15 protein-coding genes and 1 pseudogene are annotated in these 18,832 nt (G+C 74.2%); 13 read left to right on the top strand and 3 right to left on the bottom strand.

Annotated elements, in window-relative coordinates; all coding sequences use genetic code 11:
* Positions 1 to 126: 126 nt before the first annotated feature.
* Positions 127 to 1,068, bottom strand: coding sequence for a beta-ketoacyl-ACP synthase III (locus tag ACWFQ8_RS05165; RefSeq protein WP_453784809.1), 942 nt, complete (start codon positions 1,066 to 1,068; stop codon positions 127 to 129).
* A 206-nt stretch (positions 1,069 to 1,274) separates the two neighbouring features.
* On the opposite strand from ACWFQ8_RS05165, the gene fdhD reads away from it, so the two are divergent.
* Positions 1,275 to 2,102 (top strand): formate dehydrogenase accessory sulfurtransferase FdhD, encoded by an 828-nt coding sequence (gene fdhD / locus ACWFQ8_RS05160; protein WP_453784882.1) that lies wholly within the window; start codon positions 1,275 to 1,277, stop codon positions 2,100 to 2,102.
* Between the two features lie 31 nt (positions 2,103 to 2,133).
* Here the strand turns inward: fdhD and ACWFQ8_RS05155 are convergent, their stop codons facing one another.
* Positions 2,134 to 2,565, bottom strand: a complete 432-nt coding sequence (locus ACWFQ8_RS05155; RefSeq protein WP_453784808.1) for a (2Fe-2S) ferredoxin domain-containing protein — start codon at positions 2,563 to 2,565, stop codon at positions 2,134 to 2,136.
* A gap of 444 nt (positions 2,566 to 3,009) precedes the next feature.
* On the opposite strand from ACWFQ8_RS05155, the gene ACWFQ8_RS05150 reads away from it, so the two are divergent.
* The 6 genes from ACWFQ8_RS05150 (at position 3,010) to ACWFQ8_RS05125 (ending at position 11,215) form a co-directional block, all read left to right on the top strand.
* Positions 3,010 to 4,833: an AMP-dependent synthetase/ligase gene (locus tag ACWFQ8_RS05150; protein WP_453784807.1), complete on the top strand. Its 1,824-nt coding sequence runs from the start codon at positions 3,010 to 3,012 to the stop codon at positions 4,831 to 4,833.
* A gap of 149 nt (positions 4,834 to 4,982) precedes the next feature.
* Positions 4,983 to 6,248, top strand: a complete 1,266-nt coding sequence (locus tag ACWFQ8_RS05145) for an ABC transporter substrate-binding protein (RefSeq protein WP_453784806.1) — start codon at positions 4,983 to 4,985, stop codon at positions 6,246 to 6,248.
* A 9-nt stretch (positions 6,249 to 6,257) separates the two neighbouring features.
* Positions 6,258 to 9,059, top strand: a complete 2,802-nt coding sequence (locus ACWFQ8_RS05140) for an ABC transporter permease subunit (RefSeq protein WP_453784805.1) — start codon at positions 6,258 to 6,260, stop codon at positions 9,057 to 9,059.
* Positions 9,056 to 9,832, top strand: coding sequence for an ABC transporter ATP-binding protein (locus tag ACWFQ8_RS05135; RefSeq protein WP_453784804.1), 777 nt, complete (start codon positions 9,056 to 9,058; stop codon positions 9,830 to 9,832). The genes ACWFQ8_RS05140 and ACWFQ8_RS05135 overlap by 4 nt, the downstream gene beginning before the upstream one ends.
* An 88-nt stretch (positions 9,833 to 9,920) precedes the next feature.
* Positions 9,921 to 10,769: an aldo/keto reductase gene (locus ACWFQ8_RS05130; protein WP_453784803.1), complete on the top strand. Its 849-nt coding sequence runs from the start codon at positions 9,921 to 9,923 to the stop codon at positions 10,767 to 10,769.
* Between the two features lie 17 nt (positions 10,770 to 10,786).
* On the top strand, positions 10,787 to 11,215 hold the full coding sequence (locus tag ACWFQ8_RS05125) for an RICIN domain-containing protein (RefSeq protein WP_453784881.1): 429 nt from the start codon (positions 10,787 to 10,789) through the stop codon (positions 11,213 to 11,215).
* Positions 11,216 to 11,365: 150 nt separating this feature from the next.
* Here ACWFQ8_RS05125 and ACWFQ8_RS05120 read toward each other — a convergent pair whose 3' ends face one another.
* Positions 11,366 to 11,671 (bottom strand): 4a-hydroxytetrahydrobiopterin dehydratase, encoded by a 306-nt coding sequence (locus ACWFQ8_RS05120; RefSeq protein ID WP_453784802.1) that lies wholly within the window; start codon positions 11,669 to 11,671, stop codon positions 11,366 to 11,368.
* Between the two features lie 174 nt (positions 11,672 to 11,845).
* Here ACWFQ8_RS05120 and ACWFQ8_RS05115 point away from each other — a divergent pair, with 174 nt between their 5' ends.
* From ACWFQ8_RS05115 to ACWFQ8_RS05090, 6 genes and pseudogenes are all read left to right on the top strand, one after another.
* Positions 11,846 to 13,651 (top strand): hydroxysqualene dehydroxylase, encoded by a 1,806-nt coding sequence (locus tag ACWFQ8_RS05115; protein WP_453784801.1) that lies wholly within the window; start codon positions 11,846 to 11,848, stop codon positions 13,649 to 13,651.
* 96 nt (positions 13,652 to 13,747) lie between these two features.
* A pseudogene (locus ACWFQ8_RS05110) lies at positions 13,748 to 13,894 on the top strand (transcriptional regulator); the annotation flags it as partial.
* 207 nt (positions 13,895 to 14,101) lie between these two features.
* Positions 14,102 to 15,295 (top strand): hypothetical protein, encoded by a 1,194-nt coding sequence (locus ACWFQ8_RS05105; RefSeq protein ID WP_453784800.1) that lies wholly within the window; start codon positions 14,102 to 14,104, stop codon positions 15,293 to 15,295.
* Positions 15,292 to 15,858, top strand: a complete 567-nt coding sequence (locus ACWFQ8_RS05100; protein WP_453784799.1) for a toxin-antitoxin system, toxin component — start codon at positions 15,292 to 15,294, stop codon at positions 15,856 to 15,858. Before ACWFQ8_RS05105 ends, ACWFQ8_RS05100 begins: the two co-directional genes overlap by 4 nt.
* A 96-nt stretch (positions 15,859 to 15,954) precedes the next feature.
* Entirely contained in the window at positions 15,955 to 17,583 is a 1,629-nt protein-coding gene (locus ACWFQ8_RS05095) for an FAD-dependent monooxygenase (protein WP_453784798.1), read from the top strand.
* Entirely contained in the window at positions 17,580 to 18,758 is a 1,179-nt protein-coding gene (locus tag ACWFQ8_RS05090; RefSeq protein WP_453784797.1) for an MAB_1171c family putative transporter, read from the top strand. Before ACWFQ8_RS05095 ends, ACWFQ8_RS05090 begins: the two co-directional genes overlap by 4 nt.
* Positions 18,759 to 18,832: the final 74 nt, after the last annotated feature.

The following is an 18,832-nucleotide window of genomic DNA, read 5'->3' as shown; positions in this document are numbered from 1 at the left end:
GAGTCCGAGCATGTTTGTGGGGGGGGGGGCCGCCCCCAGCGCGGCGGCCCGCTCCGGCCAGCGGCCGGCGGCGCCGCCCGCCGCGCCGGGCCGGGGCGCCCCCCGCCGGGTGTGGGACGGGCGCTGTCAGGGGCAGCGGATGACCTGGCCGGCGTACGAGAGGTTGCCGCCGAAGCCGAACAGGAGCACCGGGGCGCCGGAGGGGATCTCGCCGCGCTGGACCAGCTTGGACAGGGCCATCGGGATGCTGCCCGCCGAGGTATTGCCGGAGTCGACCACGTCGCGGGCGACGACGGCGTTCACGGCGCCGATCTTGGCGGCGAGCGGTTCGATGATCCGCAGGTTCGCCTGGTGCAGGACGACGCCGGCCAGGTCCTCCGGCGTGATCCCGGCCTTCTCGCACACCTTGCGGGCGAGCGCCGGGAGCCGGCTGGTGGTCCAGCGGTAGACGGACTGGCCCTCCTGCGCGAAGACCGGGGGCGAGCCCTCGATCCGGACCGCGTGGCCCATCTCGGGCACGGAGCCCCACAGCACCGGTCCGATGCCGGGCTCGTCGCAGGCCTCGACCACGGCGGCCCCCGCCCCGTCGCCGGTCAGGACGCAGGTGCTGCGGTCCGTCCAGTCCGTGATCTCGGTCATCTTGTCCGAGCCGATGACCAGGGCGCGGGTCGCGGAACCGGCCCGGATCGCATGGTCGGCGGTGGCGAGGGCGTGCGTGAAGCCGGAGCAGACGACGTTGAGGTCCATCACGGCCGGGCCGCCGCCCATGCCGAGCTTGGCCGCGACGCGGGCGGCCATGTTGGGCGAGCGGTCGATGGCGGTGGAGGTGGCTACCAGGACGAGGTCGATGTCGTCGGGGGTCAGCCCCGCGCCGGCCAGGGCCTTGCCGGCCGCCTGGTAGGCCAGCTCGTCCACCGGTTCGTCCGGGCCCGCCATGTGGCGGGTCTTGATCCCGACCCGGGATCGGATCCACTCGTCGGTGGTGTCGACCATCGCCGCGAGGTCCTCGTTGGTGAGCACTCTCGCGGGCTGGTAGTGCCCTAGCGCCACCACGCGTGAACCGGTCATGGGCGGGGTCCCCCCTCGTACGGCAGTCAGGATCATCCAGCTTGGCCTGCTACCGGTGGGTACGAGTGCACGTGATCCCACAGGATTCGGGCACTGGAATTTGGAGATTCCCGAGGATCCACCTGCCGAGGGCCCCGTGCGAAGCGGAACCGGGACAATGAGCGCGTCGGGTGCAGCACGAAAACCGAAGGGGTGGGCTGATCGCCATGGGACGGGTCACCGAGCGTCGTCGCGTCGTCCGGATCCGGAACGGCCGGGCGGGGGTCCGTCCGGACACGTTGGTGGCCGAGGAACCACTGGAGATACGGCTGAACGGCAAACCGCTGGCCGTCACGATGCGCACCCCGGGCGACGACTTCGCGCTGGCCGTCGGCTTCCTCGTCAGCGAGGGCGTGCTGGCCCGGGCCGCGGACCTCCAGGCCGTCACCTACTGCGAGGGGCAGGCCGAGGACGGCACGAACACCTACAACGTCGTCAACGTGCGGCTCGCGGCCGGGGTTCCCGTGCCGGACATCACCTTGGAACGCAACGTCTACACCACCTCGTCCTGCGGCCTGTGCGGCAAGGCGAGCCTCGACGCCGTCCGTACGGCGACCCGTTTCCCGGGCATCGCCGCCGATCCGGTACGGGTACCGGCGCAGCTGCTCGGGAAACTGCCGGACCGGCTGCGCGCGGCGCAGAAGGTCTTCGACCGCACGGGCGGGCTGCACGCGGCCGGGCTGTTCACGGCGCAGGGCGAGCTGATCGACGTACGGGAGGACGTGGGCCGGCACAACGCCGTCGACAAGATCATCGGGCGGGCGCTCCAGGCCGGCCTGCTCCCGCTGGCGGGCACGGTCCTGCTGGTGTCGAGCCGGGCCTCCTTCGAGCTCGCGCAGAAGGCGGTGATGGCCGGGATCCCGATGCTCGCGGCCGTCTCCGCGCCGTCCTCGCTGGCGGTGGACCTGGCGCTGGAGTCGGGGCTGACGCTGGTCGGGTTCCTGCGCGGGCCGGACATGAACGTCTACGCGGGCGAGGAACGGATCACCCTGTAGCGGCGCGCGCGCCGGGGCCGCCCCGGGGTGGTCAGCGGCTCCGGCGGGAGCGGCGCGCGGAGGCGGGGGCCGGGTCGGGTTGCGGGGGGTCGATGCGGTGGAGGTCCAGGGTGGCCGGGATCGGGGTGCTGCCCGGGCCGCCCGTCGCGGCCCAGGCGATGATCTCGTCGGTGGCGGTGTCGTCCAGGGCCCAGCCGAACCAGGTCGCACGGGCGCCCCGGCGGCGGGCTTCGCTGGTGGGCTGGACCACGATGACGTTCGCCTGCGCGCAGGGGCCGAGGCACTCGCTCGTACGGACGGCCAGGCGTCCCCCCGAGGCCGCGGCGGCCTCGCGCAGCCGGGCGAGCTGGCCGGCGTGGTCGGAGCCGGGGTTCTTGCGGGGGTCGCCGCAGCAGCAGCCGCGGCAGACCACCAGGGTGCAGGGGCGTTCGGCGCGGGCGGCGATCGGGCGTATCCAGGTCACCGCCGCACGTTACCGGGCGCGGGGCGCGGGCTGTTGGACCGGCGGCGAGACCTCCGCCACACGGTCGGCGGCGACTTCGCGCGAGGAAACCGCCGGCCCGGCGGCGCCGCGGCGCACGCCCTGCCCGGGCAGGAAGGGCAACCCGCCCGAAGCCCCGCGGCCCGCGCCCCCGGTCACCCGCCCCCGCGCGGACCGTGTCGGTCCCCGGCGGTGGGCCGGCGTGCGGTGGACGCCCGCGGCCCGGGCCGGTGGCGGCGCCGCACGCGGTGCTCCATTCGCCGAACACCCCTACGGGCGGGCCCCCGTGACGTACGGCCGCCCCGTGGGGAAACGCCAGGTCATCGGGCCCGGGCGGCGAGGGGATCTTGTGGAGGTTTCCGAAGGGGTGCCGGGCGGCGGGGTCGGTGGGATAGCGTCGCCGCCTGCCGCGGAGAGGAGCGGGTCTTGCGCGAGATCACCGTCCCGCCGGTCGTCACGGGCGCGCCCGTCGGCGGCTTGGCCGACGCCGTCTTCCTGCACGCCCGGGCCGATCCGGGCCGGGTCGTCCTCGGGCGGAAGACCGACGGCCGCTGGCGGGACGTGACCTCCGGCGAGCTGGCCGCGGAGGTGCTGGCGCTCGCCAAGGGACTGCTGGCGCAGGGGGTGCGGTTCGGGGAGCGGGTCGCCATCATGTCCCGTACCCGGTACGAGTGGACGCTCTTCGACTTCGCCCTGTGGGCGGTGGGCGCGCAGCCCGTACCCGTCTACCCCACCTCCTCCGCCGAGCAGGTCCACTGGATCCTCCACGACTCCGGGTGCACGGCCTGCGTCGTGGAGAACGAGGACCAGGCCATGACGGTGGGCTCGGTCATCGACCGGCTCCCCGCCCTGCGGCGCCTGTGGCAGCTCGACGCCGGCGCCGTGGACGCCCTCGTCGCCGACGGGAGCGGGGTCGCCGAGGGTGTGGTGCACCGCCACCGCGCGGCCGTGACGCCCGACGCGACGGCCACCGTCATCTACACCTCCGGGACCACGGGCCGGCCCAAGGGCTGTGTGCTGACGCACGCGAACTTCATGTACGAGGCCGACACCATGGCGGCCGGGTGGGAGTCCGTCTTCCGGGCCGGGCCGGGCGAGCAGCCGTCCACGCTGCTCTTCCTTCCGCTGGCCCACGTGTTCGGCCGGATGGTGGAGGTGGCCGCCGTCCGGGCGCGGGTCAAGCTGGGGCACCAACCGGTGCTGGCGGCGGCCGAGTTGCTGCCGGACCTGGCCGCGTTCCGGCCGACCTTCGTGCTCGGGGTCCCCTACGTCTTCGAGAAGGTCTTCGCCGCCGCGCGCCGCAAGGCGGAGGCGGAGGGCCGCGTCGGCCCCTTCGACCGGGCCGTGGAGACGGCCGTGCGGTACGCGGAGGCGCGGGAGCAGAAGGCCTTCGGCACCGGGCCGGGCCCCTCGGCCGGGCTGCGGATGGAACACCAGCTCTTCGAGAAGCTGGTGTACGGGAGGGTCCGCGAGGCGATGGGCGGCCGGGTGCGGCACGCCATGTCGGGCGGGTCGGCGATGTCGCGCCGGCTCGGGCTGTTCTTCGACGGCGCCGGGATCACGGTGTTCGAGGGGTACGGGCTGACCGAGTCCTGCGCGGCGGCGACCGCGAACCCGCCCGGGGCGACGAAGTACGGCACGGTGGGCCCCCCGATCCCGGGCAGTTCGGTGCACATCGCGGACGACGGGGAGGTGTGGCTGCACGGCAGCCACATCTTCTCCGGATACCTGGGTGATCCCCGCGCCAGCGAGGAGGTGCTGCGGGGCGGCTGGCTGGCGACCGGGGACCTGGGGCGGCTGGACGAGGACGGCTACCTCGTCATCACCGGGCGCAAGAAGGAGATCCTGGTGACCTCCAACGGCAAGAGCGTCTCGCCGGTCGCCCTGGAGGAGCGGGTTCGTTCGCATCCGCTGGTGTCCCAGTGCGTGCTGGTGGGCAACGACCGGCCGTACATCGCGGCCCTGCTCACCCTGGACATGGAGGGGATCGCGCACTGGCTGTCGCTGCGCGGGCGGCCGCAGCTCCCGGCGGCGGCCCTGGTGAACGACGCGGATCTGACGGCGGAGGTCCGGCGGGCGGTCGTGGCCGCCAACACCCTCGTCTCGCAGGCGGAGGCGATCCGCACCTTCCGGGTGCTGGCCGAGGAGTTCACCGAGGAACGCGGGCTGCTGACGCCGTCCCTGAAACTCAAGCGCCGGGCGATCGAGAAGGCGTACGCACGGGAAGTGGCGGCGCTGTACCAGTCCTGAACCCGTCCCGCACTCCGGCTCCGGCCCGACCCGGCCGGTGATCCGACCACCACGATCTGACAGTTCGTCACTTCGCTCCTTCCGCAATATTGACGATCCGTCAGGTTGCGCACAGAATGCGGAGATTCCGACCGGAGGGGATCTCTTCCATGCTGCGACCGATCCGTACCCTGGCCGCCGCGGCGGCGGCCCTCGCGCTCGTCTCCGCCTGCAACTCCACCTCCGAGCGGACCCTGCCCGGCAAGCCCGGCGACGGGGCCGGGAACTCCCGGGGCGTGAGCTCGGCCTCGATCAAGGTCGGCGGCATCGTGTCGATGACGAGCGCGAGCGGCTACAGCAAGAAGGACACCGATCTCGGCGCCAGGGCCCGCTACCTCAGGGCCAACGCCGAGGGCGGCATCCACGGCCGCACGATCGACTACCTCGGCGCCGAGGACGACGGCCAGGACCCGGCCAAGAACCTCGCGGCCGCACGCAAGCTCGTCCAGCAGGACCAGGTCTTCGCGGTCTCCCCCATGAGCTCGGTGACCTTCTCCGGCGCCGACTTCCTGGAGCAGGAGAAGGTACCCACCTTCGGCTGGGGCACCCTGCCCTCCTTCTGCGGACCCAAGCACATCTACGGCTTCAACGGCTGCCTCGTCCCCACCCCGGGCGGCACCCTCAACCAGACCTGGCCGGAGGGCATCGGCCGCGTCCTCGGAGGCGCGCGGGGCAAGTCGGTCGCGGTCATCGCCAATGACAGCGACGCCGGGAAGTTCGGCATCCGGACCTTCCAGCAGGGGTTCGCCGGCGCCGGGTTCACGGTCTCCTACGCCAAGGCCTCCGTACCCGGCACGGCCGTCCCGAGCGACTGGTCCGCGTACGTCAGGGAGATCCTCGCCAGCAACGGCGGGAAGGCGCCGGACGCGGTCGTCTCGGTGATGCAGACCCCCCACAACATCGGGCTCTTCACCGCGCTCAAGCGCAGCGGCTACAAGGGGCTGCTCTCCGACCCGACCGACTACGACCCGGGGCTGCTCGCCAAGGACGCCACCAAGCAGGCCCTCGACGGGGTGCACGTCCTGCTCCAGTTCGAGCCCTTCGAGTCGGACAACCCGAGGACGGCGCAGTTCAAGGCCGACATCAAGGCGGCGGCGGGCGGGCAGGACGTACCGCTCAACATGCACATGATGACCGGTTACATGTCGGCCGACCTCTTCGTCTCGATCGCGCGGAAGGCCGGCAGGGACCTGACCGTCGAGTCCTTCCAGGCCGCCGCGCAGAACTTCTCCGACACCGGCACGCTCGTCGGCGACCGGGCGGAACCCAAGGGGCAGAAGGACAGCTTCGGCTGCGGGGCGCTCGTGCAGCTGAAGAACGGCGCGTACGAGGTGTCCGTACCGTTCACGTGCTATGCACCCATCCCCTTCAAGTAGGGCCTCGGCATGGGAGATCTGCTCGTCTTCGTACTGAGCGGTCTGGTCTCCGGCGCCCTGTACGCGCTGCTGGCCACCGGGCTGGTGCTGTCGTACTCGGCGTCCGGGCTGTTCAATTTCGCGCACGGGGCCACCGCCTACCTCTGCGCGCTCACCTTCTACGAGTTGCACTCGGGTCTGGGCTGGCCGGCCGTCCCGGCGGCGCTGCTGGTGGTGTGCGTCCTGGCCCCGGGCCTGGGCTGGGGGCTGGACCGGCTGATGTTCCGGCGGCTCGCGCGGGTCGGCGAGACGGCCCAGATCGTGGCGACCATCGGTCTGCTGGTGGCGCTGCCGGCCGCCGGGCTGTGGGCGGTGGAGCTGCTGATGGACGCGGGAGCTCCGCTGAAACCGGCGGAGAACCAATTCGGGCTGCCGGGCGTCGGACCGAGCCCGGCGAAGTCCTGGCAGCTCGCGGACGGCGTCGGCGTCGACTCCGACCAGCTGATCACCTGGGTGGTGACGGCGCTGGTGGCGGTGGCCCTGTGGGTGCTGATGCGGCACACCCGGCTCGGCCTGCGGCTGCGGGCGTCCGTCGACAACCGCTCGCTGACGGAGCTGCGGGGCATCAGCGCCGACCGGCTGTCGTCCGTCGCGTGGATGATCGCCTCGGGGCTGGCCGGCCTGGCGGGCGTACTGGCCACCCCGCTGCTGGGGCTGTCCGCGCACGACTTCACCCTGTTCCTGTTCGTCTCGGCGACGGCGGCGGTCATCGGGCGGTTCGCGTCCGTGCCGCTGGCCTTCGCGGGCGGGCTCGGCCTGGGTGTTCTGCAGAACCTGGTGGCCGGGTACGCCTCGTTCGCCGAGGGGATCACCGGTTTCCGTACGGCGGTGCCCTTCCTGATCCTGTTCGGCGGACTGCTCGTACTGACCCGGCGGGCGCGGACGGCGGGGGTCGCGGCCGTGGACGCGGTGCCGCTGGACCATCTGGCCGGGGCGTCCTGGGGGCGTCGCTGGGGGGTGTGGGCCGCCGCCGCGGTGGCCCTGGGCGCGGCCTTCTACACCGTGGCCACGCCGTTCTGGAGCGGCCTGCTGGCCCAGGGGCTGGCGGTCGCCCTGGTGTTCATGTCCTTCACCGTCGTCACGGGTCTCGGGGCGATGGTGTCGCTGGCCCAGGCCACCTTCGTCACCGGCGCCGCGCTGGTGGCCGGACTGCTCATGAGCCGGGGCTGGCCGTTCGCGGCGGCGCTGGCGGTCGGCACCTGCGCGGCCGCGGCCCTGGGGGCGCTCGTCGCGCTGCCCGCGCTGCGCCTCGGCGGCCGGTCCCTGGCGCTGGCCACGCTGGCGCTGGCGTTCCTGGCGGACCAGGTGCTCTTCCAGCTGCGCTGGCTGCGCAACGGGGACGCGGGGTGGCCGGTCCCGCGTCCGGTGCTCGGGCCGGTGGACCTCTCCGACGACCGGGCGATGGGGGTGGCCCTGGTGGTCCTGGTCGCCCTGGTGGCGGCCGGGCTGAGCGCGCTGCGGAACTCGCCGTCGGGGCGGGCGATGCTCGCGGTTCGGTCGGCGCCGGCGGCGGCGATGGCCTCGGGAGTGTCCGTCCTGCGGACGAAGCTGCTGCTGTTCACGCTGTCGGCCGGGCTCGCCGGGTTCGGGGGCGTCCTGTACGCCTCGTACAACACCCGGGTGACGGCGACGGACTTCACGGCGATGACCGGGCTGGTGTGGCTGGCGGTGGTGGTCGCGGCGGGGGTCCGCAGGCCGCAGTACGCGGTGGTGGCGGGGCTGGTGTTCGCCGTGGCGCCGCGGCTGATGGCGGACTACGTGACGGCGTCGGCGCACCTGCCGGTGATCCTGTTCGGCCTGGCGGGCTTGGCCTTGGCCAACGATCCGGACGGGTACTGCGCCGCGGTGCCGGTGCGGCGGGCCCGGAGGCGGGCCGGGGTCCCGGCCGGGACCGGGGGTGGCGCCCCCGTGCTCCCGCCCCGGGGCTCCGCCCCGGACCCGGCGGGGGCTCCGCCGCCGGACCCCCGCGCCTCGAACGCCGGCGGGGCCGTTTCCGCCCTCGTGGGGCCCGGCGCCTCCGAGGGCGCTTCGGCCCCCGCGGGGCTCGGCGCCGGTGGGGCCGGTTCGAGTCGCCCGGCGCGGGCGGCCCTGGAGTTGTGCGGGGTCACGGCCGGGTACGACGGCGGGCTCGTGCTGCACGGGATCGACCTCGCCGTGCGGGCCGGGGAGATCCTGGCGGTCCTCGGACCCAACGGGGCCGGGAAGAGCACCGCCTGCCGGGTGGCCGCCGGGCTGCTGCCCGCCCAGGACGGCCGTGTGCGGGTCGGCGGGCGGGACGCGACGCGGGACGGGGCCGTGCGGCGGTCCCGGGCCGGGGTGCTGCTCGCCCCGGAGGGCCGGGGGATCTTCCCCGCGCTCACCATCGAGGAGAACCTGGCCCTGTACCTGAAGGAGGCGGACGCGCGGAGCGCCGTCTACGACCGGTTCCCGCGGCTCGGGGAGCGGCGCGCCGTGGCCGCCGGGGCGCTGTCCGGCGGGGAGCAGCAGATGCTCGCCCTGGCCCCGCTGCTGCAGCGGCCGCCTCGGGTGCTGGTCGCGGACGAACCCTCCCTCGGGCTCGCTCCGCGCATCGTGGAGGAGGTGTACGCGCTGCTCACCGAGCTCCGTGACGCGGGGACGGCGCTGCTGCTGGTGGAGGAGAGGGCCGCCGAGATCCTGGGCATCGCCGACACCGTCGCCTACCTCTCCCAGGGCCGGGTCTCCTGGTGCGGCCCCCGCGCCGAGGTGGAGGCGGACCGGCTCACCGAGGCCTACCTGGGGATGGCGCCATGAGCGGGAACGGGTACGTGCTGGAGGCGCGCGGGGTCAGTGTGCGCTTCGGCGGGGTCAAGGCGCTGATCGGGGTGGACCTCGGGGTCCGGGCGGGCGAGGTGTGCGGGCTGATCGGGCCGAACGGGGCGGGCAAGACCACGCTGTTCGACGTCATGTCCGGCATCCGGCGCCCCGACCGGGGGCGATTGCTCCTGGCCGGTACGGACATCACCCGCCGCTCCCCCGTGTGGCGGGCCCGGCACGGGATGCGCCGGACCTTCCAGCGGCAGCAGTTGTTCGGGCAGCTCAGCGTGGCCGACAACCTCCTCGTCGCGCAGGAGTGGCGCGGCGGCGGGGGCGGCCTCGCCGCCGACCTGGTCGCCTTCCCGGCCCGGCGGGCCCGGGAGCGCGACCGGCGGGCCCGCGGCGAGCGGGTGCTGGCCGACTGCGGGATCGGCGCGCTCGGGGCCTCGTACGCGGGCGGCCTGCCCGTCGGCCGGGCCCGGATGGTGGAGCTGGCGCGCGCCGTGGCGGACCCACCGAGGGTGCTGCTGCTGGACGAGCCGGCCTCGGGGATGTCCGCGCCCGAGCGGGAGCAGCTCGCGGCGGTCGTCGGGCGGCTGGCGCGCGAGGAGGGCTGTGCGGTGCTGCTGGTCGAGCACAACGTGGCCTTCGTGATGGACCTCTGCGCCCGGGTGGTGGTCCTGGACCTCGGCACGGTGCTGGCCGAGGGCACGGCGGCCGAGGTGCGGGCCGATCCGCTGGTGCGGGAGGCGTACCTGGGGACGGCCTGAACCCGGCCGCGCGGGGTGGGAATACGTCGCACGGGTGGCCGGTTGTCGCCCCTCGTACGACGCCCACCCACGCGAGGGAACGACCGACGTGAACCAGGTCCCCACCATCGAGCTCAACAACGGCACGCAGATGCCCCAACTCGGCTTCGGCGTCTGGCAGGTCCCGGACGCGGACGCCGAGAAGGTCGTCGCGACGGCACTGGAGGCGGGCTACCGCAGCATCGACACGGCGTCGATCTACGGCAACGAGACCGGCACCGGCAGGGCGCTGGCCGGCTCCGGGGTGGCGCGCGAGGAGCTGTTCGTCACCACCAAGCTGTGGAACGGCCCCGACCGCACGTGGGACCGGGACGCGGTGCTCGGCGCGTTCGACGCCTCGCTCGGCAAGCTGGGCCTGGAGTACGTCGACCTGTACCTGATCCACTGGCCGCGTCCGATGCGCGAGGACTTCGTCTCGATCTGGACGACCTTCGAGGAGATCGCACGGAGCGGGCGCGCGAAGGCGGTCGGCGTCTCGAACTTCCGCCCCGCGGACCTGGAGCGGATCGGCGCCGAGAGCGAGCTGGTGCCGGCCGTGAACCAGATCGAGCTGCACCCGCTCCTCCCGCAGGACGAGCTGCGCGCCCTGCACGCCGAGCGCGGTATCGCCACCGAGGCCTGGTCCCCGCTGGGTCAGGGCAAGGAGCTGCTGACCGCCCCGGTCGTGGCCGAGATCGCCGCCCGGCACGGCCGCAGCGCCGCGCAGGTGGTGTTGCGGTGGCACCTCCAGCACGGGAACGTCGTGATCCCCAAGTCGGTGACCCCGGCCCGGATCCGGGAGAACCTGGACGTCTTCGGCTTCGAGCTGGACGCCGCCGAGATCGCCGCGCTCGACGCCCTGGGCGCGGGTGCCGCCGGCCGCCGGATCGGGCCCGACCCGGCCGTCTTCGACGCCTGAGGGGCGCTCACGTGACCATGCGCGAGGGCCGCTGCCTGATCCGGAACGTGGACAGCGGGCTGGTGCTCCAACTGGAGGGCGCCTCCCGGGTACGGGTCGGCCCCGACGGCCCGCCCGCGCCCGAGGCCGCCCGCCGGTGGCGGATCGCCCCGGTGCACAGCGGCGGCGGGATCTACCACGTGGTGAGCGAGGACAACGAGCGACGGCTCGACGTCGCGAACGCCTCGACGGAGAGCGGCGCCCGGGTGCAGGTGTGGCGGGCGAACGCCTTCGGGGCGCAGGAGTGGATCGTCGAGGAGCACGTCGACGATCCGGGGGTGGTGTCTCTGATCGCGTGCATCAGCGGCCTGCCGCTGGAGGCGGACGGGGAGGGCCGGGTCCGGCAGGGCGAGGACACCGATTCGCCCGCCCAGTGGTGGCGGCTGGAGCCGGCGCCGGACGCGTAGCCGTCCCCCGTCCCCGGGCGCCCGTACCGGCGCGTCGCGGCCCGTACGCGCACGCTCCGGCCCGTACCGCACGCTCCGGCCCGTACCGCGGCACGGGTACGGGCCGGAGCGTGCGGCCGGTCGCGGCGGGATTCCTGAGGTGCGCCGGGGTCAGGTCGCGCCGTGCGCGGGTGCGAGGGCCTCGACGCGCTCGGCGAGCGCGAAGTCGGTCGCCGTGACGACGCCGCCCGCGTCGTGGCTGTTCACCGAGAGCCGGACGGTGTCGTAGCCGAGCGTCAGGTCGGAGTGGTGGTTCAACTCCTGCTGGACGGAGGCGATGTGGGCGACGAGGGCGCTCGCCGCGAAGTGCGTGCCCAGGCGGTAGGTGCGGGAGATGCGGTCGTCCTCGAAGGCCCAGCCCGGCAGTTCCCGCAGGCGGTCCTCGATCTCCTTCTGCGACAGCGGCTCACTCGGCATGCGGCGACTCCTCGTTCCGGTGACGTGGCGTCAAGGTTCGCACAGCGCGCCCCGGAGCGAACCGTTCGCGCCATAGTGCGCCCGGGTGGACCCGCGCCTTCCCCACCCGTCGCGCGCCCCCTATGCTCCTGCGCCGGACGTAACTGTTACCAGCGGTAACGAGGGGGCACCGGAATGGCGCACACGGGCAGTTCCAGGCGTACGTTCATGGCGGGGGCGGGCGGGGCCACCGCCGGGGCCCTATCAGTCGCCGGGGCCTCGGCGTCCCCGGCGGCGGCGGCCGAAACCGGTGCGGCGCGGGCCGGCGCGACCCCGTCCGCGGGCCGGCGCGTCGCGGTCCTCGGCGGCGGGGTGGCCGGGCTGACCGCCGCGCACGAGCTCGCCGAGCGGGGCTACGCCGTCACCGTGTACGAGCGCCGGGCGCTCGGCGGCAAGGCCCGCAGCATGGACGTGCCGGGGAGCGCGCGCGGCGGCCGCCGGCCGCTGCCCGCCGAGCACGGCTTCCGCTTCATCCCCGGGATCTACCACAACCTGCCGGACACTATGCGGCGCATCCCCTTCCCCGGCAACGCCAACGGCGTGTGGGACAACCTGGTCGCCCCCCGCGAGATGATGTTCGCCCGTGCGGCCGGCCGCGAGGACCTGCGGGCCCCCATCCCCTGGCCCGGCCACTCCGCCGCCGAGCTGACGCCCGACGAGCTGCGGCGAGCCCTCACCGGCCTCCTGCAGTCGCTCGTCCGCCTCCCGCCGCACGAGAGCGCCTACTTCGTGAACCGTGCGCTCGTCTTCCTCACCAGCTGCGACGAGCGGCGCGACGAGGTCTGGGAGCGCACCCCCTGGTGGGACTTCGTGCGCGCGGAGCAGATGTCGAACGAGTACCAGCGGATCCTGGCGATCGGCGTCACCCGCAACATCGTGGCCACCAAGGCCGAGGAGGCGTCCACCCGCACGGTCGGCACCCTCGGCGAGGCCTTCGTCTTCAACCTGCTGGGCCGGGGCGCGGACGGGCCACCGGACCGGATCCTGAACCTGCCGACCAACGAGGCCTGGATCGATCCCTGGGAGGCCCATCTGCGCGCCCTCGGCGTGGAGTTCAGGCTGGGCTGGACCGTACGCGAGGTGCGCTACGGCGACGGCCGGGTCAGCGGGGTCGCGGTGGAGGCCCCGGACGGCACCCGGCAGACCGTCACCGCCGACCACTACGTCTCGGCGCTGCCGGTCGAGCACGCCCGCCGTACCTGGAGCGCCGCGCTCCGGGCCGCCGACCCCATGCTGGGCCGCTGCGACCGGCTGCGGACCGACTGGATGACCGGCATCCAGTTCTACCTCACCGAGCGCGCCCCCCTCGTGCACGGCCACCTCAACTGCGTGGACTCGCCCTGGTCGCTGACGGCGATCCAGCAGGCCGAACACTGGCCGGCCCGGGACTTCCCCGCCGACTACGGCGACGGCGCGGCGGTCGACTGCCTGTCGGTGGACATCTCGGAGTGGGACAAGCCGGGGATGCTCTACGGGAAGTCCGCCAAGCAGTGCACCCGCGAGGAGGTGGCGCGCGAGGTGTGGGCGCAGTTGAAGGCCTCCCTCAACGACTCGGGCAAGACTCCGCTGAAGGACTCCGCGCTGCACTCCTGGTTCCTGGACCCGGGCGTGGACGGGCTCGGCACCCCGAACCCCACCAATGCGGACGAGCTGCTGATCCACCCGGTCGGCACGTTCCACAACCGGCCGAGCGCGGGGACCCGCATCCCGAACTTCTTCCTGAGCGGGGACTACGTGGCGGTCGACATCGACCTCGCCACGATGGAGGGCGCCAACGCCTCGGCCCGGGCCGCCGTCAACGCCCTGCTGGACCGGGACGGTTCCGCCCTCCCCCGGTGCGCGGTGCGGCCGCTGTACCGGGCGCCGGGGGTGGAATCCGCCAAGCGGCACGACCTGTGGCGCCACCGCCTCGGCCTGCGGAACGTCTTCGACCTGGGCTGAGGGCCGAGGGCTGTCGGTCAACGTCGTGCGCATGACGACCACGACGCCCCGGACCGGGGTTTCCGTCGGCGCGCGCGGTGCCGCGCCACCTGGCGGGTGCGGCGCGGCATCAGCCGGCTGGACCCGGCGGGCCGCGCCGATTCCTCCTCCCGGCACATCAGCTTCATCGAGACGGGCCGGTCCCGCCCCGGCAAGGAGATGGTGCTGCGGCTCGCCGACCGCGCTGGTGGGTACGGGCCCCGGAGCCGAGTGCGCGCCCGGCGAAGCCCCTTGAACCCCACGGTGCCGCCGCACGCGCACAGGGTCGATCACCTCCGAGGTCGTGCCAACCTTTCTTGAGCCGGACGGCAGGGAAGGTGGGGATGCCCCTGGTTCGCGGGGATGCGGGAGGCTAGGCTGCACCCAGCCCCGATCCCTCGAACTGCCTCTCGACGTACGGAGAATCAGCCGGTGCGAGCCGCCGCCCGAACCGCTCTCGGCGCGACCTGGCGTCGCGTGGAGGAGCTCTCGGAACGACGCGGGCAGGACCCCGGCCACGTACTCGACCTGGAACGGCTGAGCCACTTATCCGGGGTCGAGCCCGACCGCATTCCCCTGGTGGTGGCGGGCAGAGCCGCCGAGCTCCCTCTGGAGCAGCGTGTCCACCAGCGCTTCCTGCGGTTACGCGCGACCCGCCGCGACAAGCACGGCCGCGAGTGGCCGCTCGCCGCCATCGCCGACGACTTCGACGCACCCGGCGCCTCGCTCGGCCCGCTCAACGCCGGCACCGGCCTGCCCCGACTGGGCCACGCCGCGGGGGTGCAGCGTTTCTTCGGGGTCTACGCGGGATTCCTGCTGGCCGACAGCAAGAGCGCGGTGGAACGGGCCCTCGCCCTGTCGGCGACCACGGCGGCCGAGGGCCGGGGCGACGTGGAGCACCTGTCGTACCTCACCGGCATCACCCCGCAGGCCATCCTGCTCACCCTCGACGGCAGGCCGCCCCGCCTGTCCTTGAAGGAGCAGGTGCGCCAGCGCTTCGCGCACCTGCGCCGCACCCGGGTGCGCGAGGACGGTCAGCCCCACTCGCTCGCGGCCATCGCCGGCTCCTTCTGCGCCTCCGGACAGTCGCTGACCCGGCTCGCCCGCGGGGAGGGCCTGCCCAACCTCGCGGCGGCGGCGGGCATCCAACGGTTCTACGGGGTCGAGGGCGGTTTCCTGCTGGCCGACGACACCGAGGCGCTCACCACCGTCCTCGACCGGATCGAGCGCGAACTGGAACCGGAGTTCGCGCCGGGGCAGCAGAACAATCCGATGCTGACGGTACTGCGGGCCCACGACGTGCGGACCATCGTGACCCGCGCCTGCCTGCTCTCCCCGCGGGGCTGGAAGTCCCTCGCCGACCACCTGGACGACCTGCTCGCCCGCGAGGGACAGCTCGGCCGTACGCGCACGGGCGGGCACGGGGCCGCCGGCGCTCCGGACGGGGAGCACGGGGAGCGGGAGGCGTACGAGGAGTACAGGTCGCAGGGGGAGTACGGGTCGCAGGGGGACGTCGAACACGGCGGGGCTCGCCCGGTCGGCGGGGGCCGCGGGTGCGCGGGCGACGGGCGCGACGGGTGCGACGGGTGCGACGGGGAGAGAACGACCGAGGGGGAAGCACCATGAGGACCACAAGGGCGATGCGCAGGCTCGGCACGGACCTGCTCGCGGCCGCCCGGCTGACACCGCCGGCCGAAGCCGCGGAGATCATCGAGGGACTGTGCGCGGCGTACGGCCGCCGCCGGGGCGGGCGGAGGGTCGATTTCCGCTTCGCCGCCTTCCCGCCCGACACGGCCAGCGGGTTATGGCTGGAGATGGACGAGCGCGATCTGATCGTGGTCGAGGAGCGGACCCGGCCGGAGCACCAGCTCGTCATCGCCTGCCACGAGCTGTGGCACGTGGACGAGGGCACCTGCGACGCCCAGGGCCCGGGCATGGCCGTCGCCGCGCGGCTGACGGGCCGCCGGGGGAGTCTCTCGGAGCTGCTCTGCTCCGAGACCGGTCTCGGAGCGGTGGTCCGGCAGGCCGCCGCCCGCGCCGATCGGGAGGACCCGGCGGAGGTACGGGCCGAGATCTTCGGCCTGTACCTGGGCAAGACCCTCAAGCCGTACCTTCCGCCGCCGCCCAGGGAGGAGCACTTCCCCGAGGCGATCGAGCGCATCAAGTCCTCCCTCGGCTGGGGGCGTTGAGCTCCGCCCGGTACTCCGATACCGGGTCACCCGCCTCCCCGCCGCTCACATTTCGCGCCGATGCCCTGCGCACGGCCCCGACAGAGAGCTCGATCGATGACCCAGACCTCACCGCTCCGTCACGCCGTCGTCATCGGCGGCAGCATGGCCGGCCTGCTCGCGGCCGCCGTCCTCGCCGAGCACGCCACGGTCACGATCATCGACGCCGACGCCCTCCCGGACAGTCCCGAGCCGCGCCGCGGACTGCCGCAGGCCCGGCACGTCCACGTCATGTGGTCGGGCGGGGCCCGCGCCATAGAGGAGATCCTGCCGGGCATCACCGAGGAGTGGACGGCGGCGGGCGCGATCCGCCGCAGCCTGCCGGGCGACCTGGTCACCAAGACCGCCCAGGGCTGGATCCCGCGCTGCGCGGAGAAGCAGTTCAACATCTCCTGCAGCCGTGACCTCCTCGACTCGGTGGTCCGCGCCCGGGTGACCGCCCTGGACGGCGTCACCACCCTCCAGCGGAGCCGGGTGACCGCCCTGGAGGGCACGGCCGCGCGGATCACCGGCGTCCGGATCGACACCCCGGACGCACGGGGCCGACGGCTGGGCGCCGATCTCGTGGTCGACGCGAGCGGGCGCGGCTCACGGGCCCGTACCTGGCTCCAGGAGCTGGGCGTGGGCGGCATCAAACGGGCCGAGGTCGACTCCGGGCTGGTCTACGCGACCCGGGTCTTCGAAGCGCCTCCCGGAGCGCACGAGATGGGCTTCCCCATCGTCAACGTGCAGTCCGACCCGCGCGTGCCCGTACCCGGCCGGACGGCCACGATCGTGCCGATCGAGAACGGGCAGTGGCAGGCCACCCTCTCCGGCACCCGGGGCGGTCAACCGAGCGGTGACCCCGCGGAGTTCATCCCTTTCGCCAAGGGAATCCGCGACCCGATCGTCGGTGAACTGCTGGAGGGCCGCAAACCCCTCACGGACGTCGCCGTCACCCGGGGCAACGCCAACCGCCGGCTCTACTTCGAGAAGGCCGACCTGCCCGACGGCTTCTTCGCCGTCGGGGACTCGGTAGCCACCTTCAACCCGCTGTACGGGCAGGGCATGACGGTCGCCGCGCAGGGGCTGCTCGCCGTACGCGCCCTGCTGCGCGCCCGGGGGCTCGCCCAGCCGGGCTTCGGCCGCCGCGCCCAGCGCGCGCTCGCCCCCCAGGTGAGCACCGCCTGGGAGCTCGCCACCTCGCAGGACATCCTCTACCCCGGTGCCACCGGCGTGGCGCCGCGAGCCGGGGCGGGACTGCTGAACGGGTACGTCAACCGGCTGATGACGGGCGCCACCACCCGGGAGGCGCTCACCGCGGCCTTCCTCCAGGTGATCACGATGAGCTGCCCGCCCACTTACTGGCTGCGCCCGTCGGTGGTCTGGCACGTCCTGCGCGCCTCGGACCGCGACGCGCTGAAGGCGGCGCCGCTGACCGCGGCGGAACGGGCCGTGGCCGGCCTCGACCACGACCCGGAGGGCGCGGCACCCGCCCCGGCGGACCTGCCCGACCCGGCGGGCGCGGCGGCACTCCGGCCGGACCACCGACCCGACCCGGCCGGCGCGGCGGACCGGCCGGCCCCGGCGGGCGCGGCGACGGACCAGTCGGCCCCGGCGGACCGGCCCGACCCGGACGGCGCCACCCGACCCGCCCGCCCCGCCCCCTCCACCCACCCCGCCGACCCCGTCGGCCGGGCCCGATGACGCACGGGCTCATCCTCTACGTGCCGGGATCGCTCCTGGTCCTGGCACTGCTCATCAAGGTGCCGACGCTGCGCCGGGACTGGGACCAGCCGCTGATGCGGGCGGTGTGCGCGCTGCTGGTCGTCGGCTGCCTGGTGATGTTCCTGGCGGCGCCGCCGACGATCGCCGCCGTCAACCGGCTCACGGGAGTGGTCAACTTCGCGGCTCCGCTGGTGTTCTGCGTGATCACCGCGTTCTCCGGGTGCTGCCTCGTGCTGGTCCTGCAGTGGGGCGGCGGCCCGCCGGCCGTGGTGCGCCGGGCCACCCGGCTGACGGTGGCCGTGTACGGCGGCGTCGCGGTGCTCATCGTCACCCTGTTCATGATCGGCGACGCGCCGGTGGAACGGCTGCGGGACCTGGACACGTACTACGCCAACACGCCGTGGATCCGCGAGATGATCGTCTGCTACCTGCTCGCGCACAGCGTGGGGATCTCGGCGCTGACCCTGCTGTCCGGCCGGTGGCTGCTGCGCACCGACCCCGAGCTGCGACCGCTGCGCACCGGACTGGGGCTGATCATGCTCGGGGGGCTGCTGGACCTCGGGTACCTCGTCGCGAAGTGGACCGCGCTGGGCGCCCGCTGGAGCGGCCGGGACTGGGACCGCCTGTCCACGGACGTGGCTCCGCCGTTCGCCTCGGCGGCGGCGCTGATGGTGGCGACCGGTTTCATCGTGCCACTGGTCGGCGGGTCGGCGGCCTGGCGGGAGTTCAGCCAGTACCGGCGCCTGCACCCGCTGTGGAAGGCGCTGCGCGGGTTCGCCGCGTCACGGGTGCGGACGGTGCCCCTGGCCTGGTGGTCGCCGGTGGGGATCCGGCTGATCCACCGCGAGTCGGTCATCGACGACGCCATCCTCGCCCTCGCCTGCTGGTTCGACCCGGCGGTACGGCACGCCGCGTACGAGACCGCGCGCGGGCAGGGCATGGGCGAGGAGCGGGCCGCCGTGGTGGCGGACGCGGCCGTGCTGGCGGTCGCCTGCCGCCGCAAGGCCGCTGCCGCGCCCCTCCCGGGACCGCCGCCGGGCAACCCTGAGCCGTACCGGCTCGCCGGCCGGCCCCTGACGGCCCTGGCCCGCGAGTTCCGCGACTCCCCCATCGTCGCGTCCGCCCGCCACCGCCCCCCACCTCCGGCCCCCTGAGCTACGCCCGCCCCGGCCCGGCCCTGGCCCCGCTGCTGCCCTCGGAGCACGGCGCGAACGGCTCCTGGCGGGAC

The sequence above is a fragment of the Streptomyces sp. NPDC055254 genome, assembly GCF_053606025.1.
This window is presented reverse-complemented; position numbering and strand designations above follow the sequence as displayed.